General features: G+C 29.4%; 13 protein-coding genes. 4 read left to right on the top strand and 9 right to left on the bottom strand.

Annotated features, from left to right (window positions below; translation table 11 throughout):
* The first annotated feature begins 313 nt into the window (after positions 1-313).
* The 3 genes from K324_RS0110070 to K324_RS0110080 are packed head-to-tail and all read left to right on the top strand — an operon-like array spanning position 314 to position 2552.
* Positions 314-1318 carry a virulence RhuM family protein gene (locus K324_RS0110070; RefSeq protein ID WP_026749005.1) on the top strand — a complete coding sequence of 335 codons (1005 nt, stop codon included), beginning with the start codon at positions 314-316 and terminating at the stop codon, positions 1316-1318.
* Positions 1319-1333: 15 nt separating this feature from the next.
* Positions 1334-2269 (top strand): tRNA 2-thiocytidine biosynthesis TtcA family protein, encoded by a 936-nt coding sequence (locus K324_RS0110075; RefSeq protein WP_155282707.1) that lies wholly within the window; start codon positions 1334-1336, stop codon positions 2267-2269.
* Between the two features lie 22 nt (positions 2270-2291).
* Positions 2292-2552 (top strand): DUF4911 domain-containing protein, encoded by a 261-nt coding sequence (locus tag K324_RS0110080; RefSeq protein WP_026749007.1) that lies wholly within the window; start codon positions 2292-2294, stop codon positions 2550-2552.
* Positions 2553-2658: 106 nt separating this feature from the next.
* Here K324_RS0110080 and rsmA read toward each other — a convergent pair whose 3' ends face one another.
* The 9 genes from rsmA to K324_RS0110130 all read right to left on the bottom strand — a co-directional run bounded on the left by rsmA (position 2659) and on the right by K324_RS0110130 (position 12909).
* Positions 2659-3507 (bottom strand): 16S rRNA (adenine(1518)-N(6)/adenine(1519)-N(6))-dimethyltransferase RsmA, encoded by an 849-nt coding sequence (rsmA, locus tag K324_RS0110085; protein ID WP_026749008.1) that lies wholly within the window; start codon positions 3505-3507, stop codon positions 2659-2661.
* Positions 3508-3516: 9 nt separating this feature from the next.
* Positions 3517-4071, bottom strand: a complete 555-nt coding sequence (gene hpt / locus K324_RS0110090; RefSeq protein ID WP_026749009.1) for a hypoxanthine phosphoribosyltransferase — start codon at positions 4069-4071, stop codon at positions 3517-3519.
* 730 nt (positions 4072-4801) lie between these two features.
* Positions 4802-5146: a 50S ribosomal protein L20 gene (gene rplT, locus K324_RS0110095; protein WP_015769536.1), complete on the bottom strand. Its 345-nt coding sequence runs from the start codon at positions 5144-5146 to the stop codon at positions 4802-4804.
* 199 nt (positions 5147-5345) lie between these two features.
* Positions 5346-5552: a 50S ribosomal protein L35 gene (rpmI, locus tag K324_RS0110100; protein WP_026749010.1), complete on the bottom strand. Its 207-nt coding sequence runs from the start codon at positions 5550-5552 to the stop codon at positions 5346-5348.
* A gap of 44 nt (positions 5553-5596) precedes the next feature.
* The gene (gene infC, locus K324_RS0110105) at positions 5597-6130 is read right to left on the bottom strand and encodes a translation initiation factor IF-3 (RefSeq protein WP_026749011.1); all 534 of its coding nucleotides are present in this window, start codon (positions 6128-6130) and stop codon (positions 5597-5599) included.
* A 651-nt stretch (positions 6131-6781) separates the two neighbouring features.
* Complete coding sequence (locus tag K324_RS14840; RefSeq protein WP_232056171.1) at positions 6782-7567, bottom strand: Abi family protein; 786 nt, start codon at positions 7565-7567, stop codon at positions 6782-6784.
* Positions 7568-7850: 283 nt separating this feature from the next.
* The gene (locus K324_RS0110120) at positions 7851-10172 is read right to left on the bottom strand and encodes an AAA family ATPase (RefSeq protein ID WP_026749012.1); all 2322 of its coding nucleotides are present in this window, start codon (positions 10170-10172) and stop codon (positions 7851-7853) included.
* A gap of 147 nt (positions 10173-10319) precedes the next feature.
* Positions 10320-12068 carry a hypothetical protein gene (locus tag K324_RS0110125; protein ID WP_026749013.1) on the bottom strand — a complete coding sequence of 583 codons (1749 nt, stop codon included), beginning with the start codon at positions 12066-12068 and terminating at the stop codon, positions 10320-10322.
* Entirely contained in the window at positions 12061-12909 is an 849-nt protein-coding gene (locus tag K324_RS0110130) for a WYL domain-containing protein (protein WP_026749014.1), read from the bottom strand. The genes K324_RS0110125 and K324_RS0110130 overlap by 8 nt, the downstream gene beginning before the upstream one ends.
* Before the next feature lie 415 nt (positions 12910-13324).
* Here K324_RS0110130 and K324_RS0110135 point away from each other — a divergent pair, with 415 nt between their 5' ends.
* Positions 13325-16042, top strand: a complete 2718-nt coding sequence (locus K324_RS0110135) for a PEP/pyruvate-binding domain-containing protein (protein ID WP_026749015.1) — start codon at positions 13325-13327, stop codon at positions 16040-16042.
* The last annotated feature ends 1 nt before the right edge of the window (position 16043 follow it).

Raw genomic sequence — 16043 nt, forward strand, 5'->3', positions numbered from 1 at the left:
CTTATTATTCTTTATTTTATCAAATTTAATAAAAAAATACAATATCTTTTTCAAAAAAACCTGTTTTTTTTAATATTTTTTTATAAAAATAGCTATATTTTTTTACTAAAATAAAATATTTCTTTAAATTTAAACCAAATTTCATTAAAAAAAGCATACACCTTTTTTCTTGACAATCCCCCAAAAACTTGGTACAGTCTATTTATGATAAAATTATTTTGAACCAGAATCCAAATTATTTAATTTTTATTCCGATTCCAAAGTAATTTACGCATATTAAACGTTAAAAATTTTAAAAGGGGGAGCAGCTGACATGAATAACGAAATAATTATTTATAATACAGAAGACGGAAAGGCCCAGATAAGTTTACGCCTGGAAAACGGCATGGTTTGGCTAAGCCAGTCTGAAATAGCCGAACTCTTTGACACAACTAAACAAAATATAAGCAAACATATAAAAGCTATTTTTGAAGACAGAGAATTAAACAGGGAAGTGGTTGTAAACTATCAGTTGACTACCACTCAACACGGAGCAATTAAAGGTAAAACTCAGACAAAAAAAGTTGCCTACTATAACCTTGATATGATATTAGCCATAGGTTATCGTGTACGTTCACCTAGAGGAATGCAGTTCAGGAATTATGCAACAACAATTTTAAAAGAGTATCTTGTCAAAGGATTTGCTATAGATGACGAAAAACTTAAAAATTTAGGCGGTGGAAATTATTTCAAAGAACTGTTAGACAGAATCCGAGATATTCGTTCAAGTGAAAAAGTTTTTTATCGCCAAATTTTAGATTTATTTTCCACAAGTATTGACTACAATCCTAAAAGTGAAGAAGCGAAACATTTTTTCGCTACTGTTCAAAATAAAATGCACTTTGCCATACACAGCCACACAGCAAGTGAATTAATTTATAATCGTGTTGATAGTGAAAAATCATTTATGGGGCTTTCGACATTTAAAGGGGAGCTCCCTACTCTTAATGAAGCCAAGATCGCTAAAAATTATTTGACAGAAAAAGAACTTAAAGGGTTGAATCAATTAGTTTCGGGATATTTAGACTTTGCAGAAAGACAGGCAGAAAAAGAAATATCAATGACAATGCAGGACTGGGTAAATCATGTAGATAAAATCCTTACAGCTTCTGGAGAAAATTTGCTTTCAGGAAATGGAGAAGTTTCACACACTCAAATGATAAAAAAAGTAGAAAATGAATATAAGAAATATCAATCAAAAACTTTAAGTAAAGTTGAAAAAGATTATCTCAAAGAAATTAAAAATATTGAAACAAAAATAAATAAAATCAAAATTTAAAAGGAGGTGCAGATAATGAATTTAGAAAATATTGAAAGCTATTCCGATAATGAAAATACAATGGATAAGGAACAACTAAATGCTGGCAAGATTGCTTCCACTTCTCTTGGAAGTGCAGTCTGTGAAACGATTTTGCCATCTGTTCCGCTTCAACCATTGGAAACTATTGAAAAAAGTATTCAGAAAAAATACCGTTCAGCACTTTGGACACCTTTTGTAAAAGCTTTAAAAGAATTTGAGATGGTAAAGGATGGAGATAGAATCGCAGTTGCCATTTCTGGCGGAAAAGACAGTCTTTTGCTTTCAAAACTGTTTCAGGAGCTGAAAAGAGCCAGCAGAACTAATTTTGAACTGGTATTCATTTCAATGAATCCTGGATTTAATCCTGCCAATTTAAATAATTTGAAAAAAAATCTGAAACATCTGAATATTCCGTGCGAAATTTATAACGATAATATTTTTGAAATTGCAGAAAAAATTGCAAAAGACTATCCCTGCTACATGTGTGCCAAAATGCGGCGTGGAAGCCTTTACACAAAAGCAACTTCACTTGGGTGTAACAAACTGGCACTTGGGCATCATTTTGACGATGTTATCGAAACTACTCTAATGAGCATGTTTTATATGGGAAAATTTGAAACAATGCTACCAAAATTAAAGTCCGATAATTTTGAAATAGAATTAATCCGTCCATTATTCTACGTTGAAGAAAAAGCAATTATAAAATGGGTACGAAATAACGGAATTTTGCCAATGAACTGTGGCTGTACAGTAGCCGCCGAAAAGACTTCAAGCAAACGACGTGAAACAAAGGAATTAATCGCACAGCTTGTAAAAAGCAATCCAGACATAAAAAAACGTATAGTTCAGTCAACACAAAATGTAAATTTAGAAAAAATATTAGGCTGGAAAGACTCTGACGGAAAATACTCATATTTAGACAAATTCTAAAAAGAAAGGTAAAAAATAAAATATGGAAACTAAAGAAAAGCAAATAAAAAGCTGGGAATACATTATTCAAACAAAAAAAGAACACATTGACTTTATCAATAAAATCATAGAAGCCTACGATGGTTTAGGAAATGTAAGAACACTTGACAACCAGAACGGATTAATAAAAATCCTCACAAATTCATATCTTTTAGACGATATGGACAAAACAATCAAAACATTACAGCAAAAAGATATCGAAATAGAAATTCTAGAAAAAAGAGAATGGCTTGGAGTATTATAATTCCAAGCCTATTTATTTACAAATTTATTCAATTCACTTAAATTCTTAACTAATCTTCTGCTCTTATTTTAAACTATAATTACTATAAAATAAAATTACCATTAATTTACTTTTCCAAAATCCCAATAAAATCAATAAATTCCTGAACAGAAAATTCCTCAGTCCGTGCGAGTCTCGTCTTTCCAACTTTTTCTAGTGCAGTTCCAACTGCATCTTTGGAAAATCCTAATTTTGTCAAATTATTAGCAATACTCTTTCGTTTGTTTGAAAAGGCTTCTTTCAAATATTTAAAATATTTTTCTTCTGAAATCTGGCTTTCATATCTTTTATCTTTCAAAATCTTTATTCCTAAAAATGCTGAATCAACTTTCGGAACAGGATCAAATTTTTCCTTTGGGACAGTGAACAAATATTCGGCTTCGGCATAAAATTGAACTGCGTGTGTAAGAAGACTCATATTTTTACTGTGAGGCTGTGAAGCAATCCGCTCTGCCACTTCCTTTTGCACCATCAAATAAATTTCATCAATATTTTCACGGTATTCGAGCAATTTGTTAATAATTGGCGAAGTTATGTAGTATGGAATATTTGCCACAACTTTCACATTTTGTTTATTTTCAAAAAATTTTTCTAAATCTGCTTCCATAAAATCCTGATGAATCAATTTAAAATTTTCTTTTTTCTCAAATTTCTTAGTCAAAAACGGTATCAAATCATCATCTATCTCAAAAGCAGTCAAAAATTTAGAATTTTCAATCAGCTTTTCCGTCAAAAATCCCAATCCCGGCCCTATTTCCAGAACTTCTGTTTCCTCATCAATATTCGCCACATCCAAAATTTTATCCGACAAATTGCTATCATTTAAAAAATTCTGTCCATATTTTTTTTTAGCCTTATGATTTTCATTTTCAAAATTTTTATTTTTTTTCTGATATTTCTCTTTTTTTCTTTTCAAATTTTCTCCTTATTCAAATACTGATGGCTCAGCAACCCCTACATATTCAAGATTTCTATAATTTTCATTAAAATCAAGTCCATATCCCACAACAAATTCATTTGGAATTTCAAAACCAATATACTGCACGTCAACTTCCATTTCTCTTCTTTCAGGCTTGTCTAAAAGCGTACACAATGACACTTTCTTAGGGTTTCTACTTCCTAAAAGCTGCAATATTTTTTTTAATGTAAATCCTGAATCAATAATATCTTCCACAACCAGTACATTTTTCCCACTGATTGTACTTCTCAAATCCTTCAAAATCTTAACTTCCCTGGAACTTTGAGTTCCTTCCCCATAACTTGAAGCCTCAATAAAGTCAATTTCAAGTGGTAATCTTATCTCTCTAATCAAATCCGCCATAAACACAATCGATCCTTTCAAAAGCCCAACAACTATCAAAGGCTCACTTTCATTTTTAAAATCCTCTGTAATTTTTTCTCCTAATTCCCTTACTTTTTTCTGAATTTCTTCTTTCGTAATCAACTGTTTTTTTATTCCAAATTCAACATCTCTTGTCATCAGTTTTCCTCCATCATTAATTTTTTTGCAACACCTATTTAAAAACAAATACACAAAAATTAAATATTTTTTCTCAAATTCTATTTTACCTCAATTTTCAACAATTTCAAGCATAATTTAAATTCATTTAAATCCTATCTCAAGAATTAAAAATATATATTTTTGAAAAATTTCAAAAAAAATTTAAAATTATTTAATTTACACTATTGACTTTTTTAACTTCCGTGTTATAATAATACTGTCAAAGAAAAGTTAATTAATAATTAACAATCATTTGGCTGTATAGGGAAATTTGTTTTTTTGAATAAAAGACCATTTTATGAGATAGCCCAAAAAAACATTATTTATTTAATTTCCCTATATAAAAAGGGCTATCTCATAATCCACAATTTATCTATTTTACAAGGTTTATAAGTATAGCCTTTTCTAATCAAATCTAATTCATTTTTAATTACAATTATTAAATATCTTAAATTTTAATATTACAGTTTTTATTTAAAACATTTATAATTAAAAAATTTTTTATATAATTATTCTTTGAAATATTTTTCAAGCAAAATTTTATTAAAATAAAAGAAACTGTGTTTCTTTGTATCATAAATATCAATTATTTGAATTATTTTAACTTTTATTGTAAAAAAATACGATATATAATCTTCTAATTTTAAAAATACTCAAATAGCTTATTTTATTAAAAATTACCATTTGAGTATTGATTTGTTATTTATTTCTATTTAACTTTTTCTACTAATTTTGCAAATTCAGCAGGATTATTTAATGCTAAGTCTGCTAAAACTTTTCTGTCAAGTTCAATTCCAGCTTTTTTAAGTCCGTTCATTAATCTTGAATAAGAAATTCCATTTAATCTTGCAGCAGCGTTAATTCTGATAATCCATAATTCACGCATTTTTCTTTTTTTCAATTTTCTATGTTCAGTTGCGTAAGCCATAGCTTTTTTAACTGCTTCATTAGCCTTTTTATAATTTGTTTTTATGGCTCCTCTATAACCTTTTGCTTCTTTTAAAACTTTTTTATGTCTTTTTCTTCTAACTATTCCTGTTTTTACTCTTGGCATATTCTTTCCTCCTTGATATTTTAGCCGTTTTCTGTTCTTTATACTTATATTTAGAACTAACTTTTGTCAATTTTTAATTTTTTAAATAAAAAGCTGTTGATTCTTGTTTTAAACTGCTTTTTTTATTTTACTTTTAAATAAAAGTTATAAATTTTGTTAAATTGCTTTTTTCAAAATAATTTTAAAACAATTGCCAGAACTATCTTCCTTCTTGTCCAGCCAATACTTTTTTGATTTTTCTTTCAGCACCTTTTGGAGCGATTGCGTCTTGTCCTAGACGTTTTTTTCTTTTATGAGTTTTTTTAGTTAAGATATGGCTCTTTCCTGAGTGTCTTAAAGAAATTTTTCCACTTCCTGTAACTTTAACTCTTTTTTTTGTTCCTTTATGTGTTTTCATTTTTGGCATTTTCTTTCCTCCTAAATCACTTTTCACTTTTTTAAATTTTGCCTTTATTTTTTAGGCGATAATAAAATAAATTTTTGAACCTGTTCTTTTCCATATTTTTTCTCAACTGTTGCAGTTTCTTCAAAATGGCTTGCAAATTCGTCTAATACTTTAATAGCAGATTCTGCGTGCAATCTTTCTCTACCTGTAAGTCTTAAGCTGACTTTTACCTTATGCTCCTTGGCTATAAATTTTTCAATCTGAGAAATTTTTGTTTCCTTATCATGTTCGTCAATATGAGGCTTGATTCTAATCTCTTTAACAACGACATTTTTTTGCTTTTTCTTATTTTCCTTGTCTTTCTTCGTTTTCTCATACTTGAATTTTCCATAGTCCATAATTTTGCATACAGGCGGTGTTGCATTTGGTGAAATCTCAACTAAGTCCAGTTCTTTTTCTGCCGCAAGTGCCAATGCATCTCTAGCCGACATTACTCCAAACTGTTCTCCATCATCACCAACAACTCTAATTTCTCTTGCCCTAATTCGCTCATTCATTCTTGGCTCATCAGATCGGTTATTTCCTCTTATAAAAAACACCTCCTAATTTTTTTACAATAAAAAAACAAGATATAAGAAACCTTGCTCAATAGTTATCATATAAATAAATCCTATAACAAAATTAGTATAACAAACATACTTATTTCATTATAACATATCAAATAACTAATACCCAACTCATCCTGAAATAGAACTCATTATTCTATTTCTATTTGGAAAATCAATCCAAAATCTAAATATATTGATGGAAAGGTGAGAAACAATGTTTCTACTTCTAATTTAATTACTAAAACAGTTTATCATATTTATTTTTATTTTGCAAGGAAATTTTGAAATTTTTTTCCATTTCTTGTCCTTGACATTTTATAAAAAAAATAGGCATATCTTTTGGATATACCTTCGGTAATCCTTAATGAATAAGGCTCTTAATCTTTTATTACCATTCTTTCCTTAAATAAATAAGGCTTTAATGTAAATAAATTATAATATACGTTAAATATTTTGTCAACTACATTCTTTATTTTTTGACAAAAGTTAATTTTTATGCCAATCATTTGGAAAATCCATTCTCGATAAAATATCATTTATATTTACAATATTTTCTAATTTATCTTCCAAAGTTTTGATAATTAATTTTAATTTTTCTGTTAGTGCATCAAATTCTTCTTTAGAAAGACTAACTATAAAAAGTCAAGCATAAATCGTAAAGAGCTTTTGATTTCTGTTTGATGTCATATCACTAACTCTTTTTATATTAACAGTTTCTCTCGAAGAAAATTCGTATAACCTTTCGTTATGGGCAGCAACATTTCTAAAATGAGAGCTAGCAACTAAATAAGTTCTTACAAATGAATGAGTTATATTTGGAAGATTGCCATATTCTTCTTTATACAAATTTTTAAAATGATCGCAAATTTTATCATATACATTTTTATGTAAACAAGAATATAGTTTGCTAATATCTCCAAAAGTTAAATAGTGAATTATAATCCAAAAAGGAATATTATCTTTTGTAGTGTTATAATGTCTTATTATCATTTTTTCATTATCTTTTTTTATCTTTTTCAACGTATTCACCACCATTGAAATTTTAAGAATATTTGAATTTTTCTTTCCAGTATTGTAATTCTCTAAAAGAAGATACGAATTTTTTTTCAAAATTCCGTTTGTTTCAGAAAAATAATATGAAATAGCTGTTTTGAAAAAACTTTCAAGCAATGTCAAATTATCAAAAAATAAAATTCTCAATTCCCTATCAAAATCATGAAGACTTTTTAAATATTTAAATTTAAAATTTTCAATGTATTTATCTTTTCCTCTCAAATTTTTATTTTTTTCTAAAAAAGGAGCTTTATAAAAATTTATAATAGAATAGTAATTAAATCTTTTCAAAATAGAAATTGTATCTTTATCAATGCTCATTCTGCTTGATATAATTATTTCCTGTTCTTTGAACCTTTTAAATGGCTGATCCACAAAAATCTCCTTTCCAAAATATCAGAAAAGCCCTCTAAACAGAGAGCCTTAATATTAATTTAAATTATAATTTCAGCCTATATCGACTTCTATTTAAGAAATCATTGATATAGTACGATCCACATATTATTTATAACACTTTTGTTACTTTTTGTCAACCACATTTTTAAACTTTTTTTAATAAATCCCAAAACCTCCTCAATCCTACACTTCCTTTATTTTCTTTCTCTTCCAACCAAAAGTTCCCTATTTCAAAACCTAAAAAAATGAAAAATCATAAAAACTAAATTGTTCTAACAATACGAAAGCTGGTACGATAGAACCAAACCCATTCTCCATCCCTCCATACTCTTTCAGAAATAAATTCATCTCTACCACAATTAAATATATTACAATTCTTTGTATCACTACGAAAAGACCCTCCTTTTAATCTATGGTTTGATACACTTTCCTCATACCTGTATGGTGTTTTTTCAGGTATATATGCATCACTAGATATATCATAACACCACTCCCAAATATTTCCACTACAATCGCAAATCCCTAATTGATTTGGTTTCTTTGTTCCTACATCATGAGTACGATTTTCTGAATTACCATCATTCCAAGAAACTTCATCTATATTATTACTGCCTGAATACTCATAATTAAATGTCCCATCTTGTATTGCAATTTCTCCACCTCTTGCAAACCATTCCCATTCAACTTCTGTTGGCAATCTAAATCCTTCAGTTTTTCTAAAATCTGCTACATTTGGGTATTCTATTTTGCCATTTGATTGATGTATTCTTAATATACCTTCTTCTTTTCGGCTCAAGTCATAAACTGGTTTTAATCCATGTTTCTCACTCAATTTATTACAAAATTCCAAAGCATCCCACCAAGATACGTTTTCAACTGGACGTCTTCCACCTTTAAATTCTGATGGATTATTCTCCATTACTTCCATCCACATATCTTGTGTTGTCTGATATTTACAAACTTCTAAATTGCAAACTTCTCTTTCTTCATTAAAGAATGATGGCGTGTATTTTCCTCCATTTACTATAACCATATCTTTGAATGTCGGTCTTCCAGCTATTCTTTTACCATTTTTTATTTTTTGAGAAGCTGATTTTATTTTGAATTTTTTATAGCTCTTTTTCAAAACATCTATTTTATCAGATAAAATATTCGATAAAGAATCTATACTTTTAGTTGCTTCTAATAAATTATTTGTTGTGATTTTCTTTTCTTCTTTATTTTCAGTTTCTAATATAAATTTATTTTCAACTGCGTTTTTAACGATTTCTTCTATATCAGCACCACAGTAGCCTTCTGTTTCTTCTGCCAGTTCTTTCAAGTTTATGTCGTCTGACATTTTTCCTCTTTTTTCAAGGTGAATTTCAAATATTCTTTCTCTTTCTTCCTCGTTAGGAAAATCTATAAAAAATACTTCATCAAATCGTCCTTTTCTTAGAAATTCTGGCGGGAAGGCTGTTATATCGTTGGCTGTTGCTACTACGAATACTGTGTTTTCTTTTTCCTGTAACCAAGTTAAAAATTGTCCAAATAGACGTTTTGTTATGTCGCTTGCTCCACCGTTTTGATCTATTCCTGCAAAGGCTTTTTCTATTTCATCTATCCATAAAATGCACGGACTTATTGATTCGGCTGTTTTTAGTGCGATTCTCATATTATGCTCCGATTCACCAACGTATTTTCCCAAAAGTCTTCCTATATCCAGTCTTAATAATGGAACATTAAACAATCTTGCACTTGCTTTTGCTGCCAAACTTTTACCACAGCCCGGCATTCCTACAAGCAGTACTCCTTTTGGCGTATCCACTCCAAATTTCTTGGCTTCATCCAGTCTTCTAAATACTTGTGCCTTAGAGCTTAGCCATTCTTTCAACCCTTCAAGCCCACCAATTTCTTCTATTTTTTCCTTAAAATCAATAATTTCCAAAATTGAAGACTTTTTAATTATTTGCCCCTTTTCACGAATGATTATTTGATTAGCACCTTTTGAAATAGCTCCATAATTTTCTTCTAATATCATATTTAAAATATGATCCAAATCTAACTTGGTTAAACCTTTTAAAGAAATTGACAAATCTCCCAAATCATCCCAATATATTCGAGCATTATTTTTTTGAGCAAAATCTTGAATATATTGATTAATTGTTGTTTCATCCATAGTTTCAATATCAATTATACTTGTAAATTTTTCTAATCCTTTTGGTACATTTACATCTTCATCAACAATTATTATATTAAAATTATAATTTATATCATTATACATTTTTTCAGCTATTTTTTTAATAAAAGCAATATTTCGTGCCTCTTTCATTTCTTCTTCCGTATTTTTTATCAATAAAAATACATTTGTTTTAAAACCAACCGAAAAAAGAATATTTAAAAAGCTATACAAATCTGCAACTTCATCACTTTTAACCTTGGTTTCAAAATTTACAGCTCCAAAGGCCCTATATTCAAAAATCGCCTTATTTTTATATTCTTTAGTCGCTTCTGTTACAATTGTGTCAACTTCCTTGTAATCTCCACTGTGTACCCAAATTATAGGTCTTCTTGCCCTTAAATACTTTGATAAATTTGTTTCCATTTTTCCTCCTGATTTTTTATTTATTTCATTTCTTTATAAATATGCTCGAACTCATCTAAAATTAAACTGATAAAAATTAAATAAACCTAACATTACAAAGTATAATTAGAATTTTTTAACTTCAATTTTAAAATGATATTATTATTTTTACCATCCAAATAGTCCTCCAATAAAACTTCCCACTGCTCCAACTGCTGAACTTAAGGCACTTCCTACCGCTTTTACACCTGAGGCTACTGCTGTTCCTACTGCTTTCACTCCTTCCCATGCTCCTTTTGCAACGCTTTTTACTGCCTCTGTCCCTTTTTTTACTATTTCAGTTGATCCATCAATTACAGGTTTTGCAATAGTTCCCACTCCTTTGGCTATCGCTCCGCCAACTTTACTTCCAACTATTCCACATACTGCTCCTGCCGCAAGTGCTACCGCTCCACCAACAACTGCTCCAGCAACTCCCAACGCTCCCAGCCCAATTGCTCCAGCCATTGCCAATCCACCTATAAAACCAGCATTTGATGCAACTATCGCTCCATAAGCAGAACCTACTGATGTTCCTACCCTTTTTGTAGCTTCTCCTAGACTTATTTCACCTGAACCTAATTTAAACGCCGTTCCTATAATATCCATTGAAGATGCCGCAACTGCTCCAACTGCATTATTATTTGCTAAAACTCCAGCAAAAACTTTCGGCACAACATTCTTTTCAACTGCAACCCTTATTCCCCCAGCAACTGCTGTTGAAAGTCCCATTGAAGTCCCAGTCTTCACTCCAGCCTCAATTACTTCAGCAACTTCCACTTCTTCTCCAGAAACAAGTTTTGTTCCAACATCTAAAGCCATTCCAATACCAACTCCCATAGTTCCATTGATTACAGCCTGTTTTCCTATCTGTTTACTTATTGCAAGAGCGTCTACATCTTTTTCAAAACTGAATTTCACTGCTTCTTTGTCGCCAGACTGGTATTTTTCCTGAATATTTTTTATTTCTTCCTTGCTTATATTTTTACTTTCCACTTCTCCAAATTTCAGCTTATCTACTGAATTTGGGATATCTCCAGCCTGATCTGACGGAACTAATTTTGACTGAAATTTATATTTGTAGCCTTGCTGTCTGTCGTAAAATGATTTTGCAGTTTCATTGGCATTTTTATAGGCTTTTGCCTGATATTTTCTTACAATCCTGCCAGAATCTTCTATTGTCATATCAATCGAATTTTTTCCATAAGTTTCGCCTATTTCTGGCTTTAGTGCCTTTGCATAGTAGTTTTTTTCTTTAACTGCCGCATCTATATTGAATGTTCCAGCGTGACGTTCTTCAAATATAAATCCATCTAAATTAGGGTTTTGACTTATTTCTCCAGTTTTAGTTGTAAGTGCTGACAAAATTTCCTCATTTGACTTGCCTATAGTTAAATTTACATTATCAACATAAACATTTGCTTTAGCTGCACTTAATGTGTTTGCCACTACTTGTGGATTATTTATTGCAGCCGCTTCATATATCATTGCCTCATTGTAATTTGCTAAAATTTCACTACTTTCTTTCATATCTCTAATAATTTGCTGTCTATCCACAACTTCCGCATTTATTACATCTTCCGAAATTTTATCCAGTATCACATCTCCCACATAATCACTGCTATTTATCCCAACTTTTTGATATTTTTCCACTTCCTTTTTCTTATCAAAATAAATTTCAACTCCTTTCATAAGTTCATCAGCTATTTTTTCTATTTCCTCTGGCTTCTTTACCACTAGTTCATTTTGTAATTCATAAATTAACCAGCTTCTCAAATCTTTTTTATTTTCACTATTCTTATTTTGAGCATAACTTTTTAAAAATTTTTTGATAATTTCCTCAGTTTTTCTTCTTCTGCTCCCTCTTAATCTAAACATTTTTTTCCTCCTCAGTTTCATATATTTCTATTGTCCTTTTAAGTTCACTTTTTAATCTTTTTCTCAATTCAATTGGTTCTAAAATTTTTACATTTGAAAAAAATTGTGCAAAATATACCAATGCAAGTTTGTTATCACATTCAAAGATATAAATCCCATCCTTCTTATTTAAAAGTCTAGGCCTGTTTGTCAAAACTTTTTCATAAAGTTCCACTCCTTTTTCTGTAAATTCAACTTTAACTGTGTTTTTATACGATAGAAATGGATCAAAATTTTTATATACATTATCAATATATTCTTTATCTTTTATTTCAATATTTTCATTTGTAAACCATACTTCTTCTATTTCTGAAATTCTGTAATTCCTATAATCATTATTCTTTTCACAGTAGCAGAACAGGTAAGATCTGTTTTCATCATCTGCCACTTTTACAAAATACGGATTTACTAGCCTTATATATTTGTGATATTTTATTTTTATCTTTCTTTTTCCCTGCATTCCTTCCTTAATTTTCCTAAAAATCTTTTCAAATAATATTTCTTCACGTCTATATCGTAAATTATTAATATATGTAAAAATTATATTTCTCCAATATTCGGCTTCAGTTTCAACTCTACTTCTAACAAAAGTATCCATAAAAATTTCATCATTATTTTTATTCAAGTTAAACTGTAACACTTTCCCCGAAAAATTTTCCAATTCCACTTTATTCAAATTTTTGTCCATATAATATTTAAAAATTATGTTTCCTATCCTTCCCACAGGCATCTTAAAATACTCCGAATCACTTTTTATAATCTCATTCATAAAATCCGAAATTGTAACTCTAACCTTCTTCATAGCCAATCTCCTAAAACAATACTTTTTTTAACTTCTAAGCTTAATTTTAAGTTATTTTGCTTAAATTTAATACTAGTTTATTTTTTTCTACACAAATTATATCTAATTTCAAAGTAAAACTCAAGGAAATGTTTAATCCTAATTTTTGTTCCCCCTAAAAAATAAAAAACCTTAAAAAATCTAGCTAAAAACAAGAAATTTTAATTATTTCTGTTCCTTAAAATAGAATTTAATCTTTTATATTATATAATAAAAACATTTTTGATAATACTGCTCCTACATTAATTTTGAAAAAAATTGAGGGTTACTTTTAATAAAAAAACTTTTCTATATAAAAATTTTTAAAATTAATCTTAATGAGGTATAATATATAAAAGATTCATAATCTTTAATCTTTAGCAAAGGAAAATAACTTATGAAATATATTTATAACGTTGATAAACTAAAAAATCATAATGAAAATACAGTATTTGAGGAAAAAATAGGTAAAAAGGCACAAAATTTGGTTGAACTGGCTGCTGCAGGCTTTAATGTTCCTTATTTTTCAGTAATTACAAATAGATATTTTAAGGAAGTTGTGCTGAAAGAAATTGAAGAGGATAATCGAAAAGCAGGGAATAATGATGAAATAAAGGACTGGGATGATGTATTTAGTGGAAATTCTGAAAGAAAGATTGAAAATATAATTGGAATTATAAAAAATCATAGAATTAAGGAAGAATTTCAAAAGGAAATAGAAAATACGCTAAATGAAGAAAGCTATTATGCAGTGAGATCGTCTTCGATTGAGGAAGATAGCAGCAATTTTTCATTTGCAGGGCAGTTTGAAACGTATCTTTATGTGAAAAAAGAAAATATACTGGAAAAAATAAAGGAAGTATGGATTTCGTCCTTTTCTCCACACGTGATGAAATATAGGAAGGAAGGGAAAATAAATAACGAAATAAATGTTCCGGCGGTAATAATTCAGGAAATGGTTAATTCTGAAAAGGCTGGAGTTGGATTTAGCGTAAACCCTGTAAATAATAATTATGACGAAGTCGTTATTTCTGGAACTTATGGACTGGGAACAAGCATAGTTGACGGAGATGAAAATGGAGATCTGTTTATATATAATAAAAAAATAAAGGAAATTAAAAAAGAGATAAGAACCAAAAAAATAAGACAGGTTTTAGATTTTGAAAATCAGAAAATAAAAGTAGAAGAAATAAATATTGAAGAGGAAGTTTTAAGTAGTGATGAAATACGTGAACTGGGTGAAAATATCATAAATATTGAAAAATATTATGGAAAGCCTCAGGATATGGAATGGGCATTTGAAAAAGGGAATCTGTATATATTGCAGTCAAGGCCCATAACTACATTGGAAAAAATAAATGAAAAAACGTCCAATACAATAATATGGGATAACAGCAACATCGTAGAAAGTTATCCTGAAATTACATTGCCACTCACATTCAGCTTTATAAGAAAGGCGTATTCTGATGTATATAAAAGATTCTCAGAAATTACAGGAGTGCCTCCGAAGGTTGTTGAAAGCTATCAAGTTGTGTATGACAATATGCTGGGGCTTCTAAAGGGAAGAGTTTACTATAACCTCATAAACTGGTACAAACTTCTAATGCTGTTTCCAAATTCCAAAGGTAACAGCAAGTTTATGGAACAGATGATGGGGGTAAAAAAGGAGCTGTCAGAGGAAAATCTTAATGAAAATCTTCTGGAAGCAGAAGAAAAAATGACAGGCTTGGAAAAATTTAGGAATAGACTGGAAAAATATAAGGCAGGATTTACACTATTTATGAATATGTTTCTCATAGAAAAAAAAGCTGAGAAATTTTATAAAATTATTGATGAAAATCTTAATGGGAAAAATAGTAATCTTGATAATAAAAATATAAAAGAACTGAAAAAATACTATAAGTTCCTTGAAAATAAGTTTCTAAAAAATTGGGAAATCCCCATTATAAATGACTTTCTTGTGATGGTATGGTTTGGACTTTCAAAAAAAATGGCAGAAAAATATATAAAAGAAAATTTTGAAGAAAAACATAATATTCTTATCGCTCAGGAAGGAAACGATATGATAAGTGTCGAACCTTCAAGATACATAAAAAAAATGAGCGATATGTTAAGGCAGGATAAATCTTTACAGAATGAAATAAAGGATATAATAAAAAATGATGGCGAATTAATGCCTGATGTGCTAAAATTAATTAAAAATACGAAATTTAATTCTCTTATGAACGAATACATGGAAAAATTTGGCGACAGGACAATCCACGAACTGAAATTGGAAGCACCCACATTAAAGGAAGAACCAATATTTCTGATAAAAATGATATTTTCTCTTTCAATGACAGAAAATACTCAGGAACACACTAAAAGAAACATATCGGAAGAACAGAAAAAAATATATGACAATCTAAAAATAAGTCCTGTAAAGAAATATTTATTGAAAAAAACTGTATTTTATGCGAAAAAATTTATAAGACTGAGGGAAAATCTAAGATATGAACGGACAAAGGTTTTTGGAACAGTAAGAAAAATTATGAAAAAAATGGGAATACACTTGAAAAATGACAACCTTATAAACAATGAAAAAGATGTATTCTACCTTACTGTTGATGAAATTTTTGGACTTGTTGACGGCTCAATAATTGATGTTGATTTAAAAAAACTTATAGAACTGCGAAAAGAGGAATATAAGAAATACGAATCGGCAGCAATTCTTCCTGACAGATTTTTAACGAAAGGATTTCTAGGAGAAAATTTTTATTATGAAGATTTGGCAGAAAATTCACAACTGGATGAAAATACTTTAAAGGGAACAGGATGCAGCAAAGGAATTGTCAAAGGAAAGGTAAAAGTTGTATTAAATCCGATGAATACGGAAGTTGAAGATGGAGATATAGTTGTAACAAAATCCACAGATCCAAGCTGGGTTATGGTTTTTCCTTTATTAAAAGGACTTATTGTAGAAAAAGGAAGCCTTTTATCCCACAGTGCAATTATTTCACGAGAGATGAATATACCTGCCATAGTTGGAGTACAGGGAGCAACAAGCATTCTAAAAACAGGAGATATAGTTCAATTTGACGGAAGTACAGGAATTATTAAAAAATTAGATGACTGAT

Source organism: Leptotrichia trevisanii DSM 22070 (genome assembly GCF_000482505.1).
Classification (GTDB): Bacteria; Fusobacteriota; Fusobacteriia; order Fusobacteriales; family Leptotrichiaceae; genus Leptotrichia; species Leptotrichia trevisanii.

What these genes read in the sequence shown, in the direction of transcription:
- K324_RS0110070 (WP_026749005.1), top strand. Translation starts at nt 314, where the DNA reads ATGAATAACGAAATAATTATTTATAATACAGAAGACGGAAAGGCCCAG.
- K324_RS0110075 (WP_155282707.1), top strand. Translation starts at nt 1,334, where the DNA reads ATGAATTTAGAAAATATTGAAAGCTATTCCGATAATGAAAATACAATG.
- K324_RS0110080 (WP_026749007.1), top strand. Translation starts at nt 2,292, where the DNA reads ATGGAAACTAAAGAAAAGCAAATAAAAAGCTGGGAATACATTATTCAA.
- hpt (WP_026749009.1), bottom strand. Translation starts at nt 4,071, where the DNA reads ATGACAAGAGATGTTGAATTTGGAATAAAAAAACAGTTGATTACGAAA.
- rplT (WP_015769536.1), bottom strand. Translation starts at nt 5,146, where the DNA reads ATGCCAAGAGTAAAAACAGGAATAGTTAGAAGAAAAAGACATAAAAAA.
- rpmI (WP_026749010.1), bottom strand. Translation starts at nt 5,552, where the DNA reads ATGCCAAAAATGAAAACACATAAAGGAACAAAAAAAAGAGTTAAAGTT.
- K324_RS0110120 (WP_026749012.1), bottom strand. Translation starts at nt 10,172, where the DNA reads ATGGAAACAAATTTATCAAAGTATTTAAGGGCAAGAAGACCTATAATT.
- K324_RS0110125 (WP_026749013.1), bottom strand. Translation starts at nt 12,068, where the DNA reads ATGTTTAGATTAAGAGGGAGCAGAAGAAGAAAAACTGAGGAAATTATC.
- K324_RS0110130 (WP_026749014.1), bottom strand. Translation starts at nt 12,909, where the DNA reads ATGAAGAAGGTTAGAGTTACAATTTCGGATTTTATGAATGAGATTATA.
- K324_RS0110135 (WP_026749015.1), top strand. Translation starts at nt 13,325, where the DNA reads ATGAAATATATTTATAACGTTGATAAACTAAAAAATCATAATGAAAAT.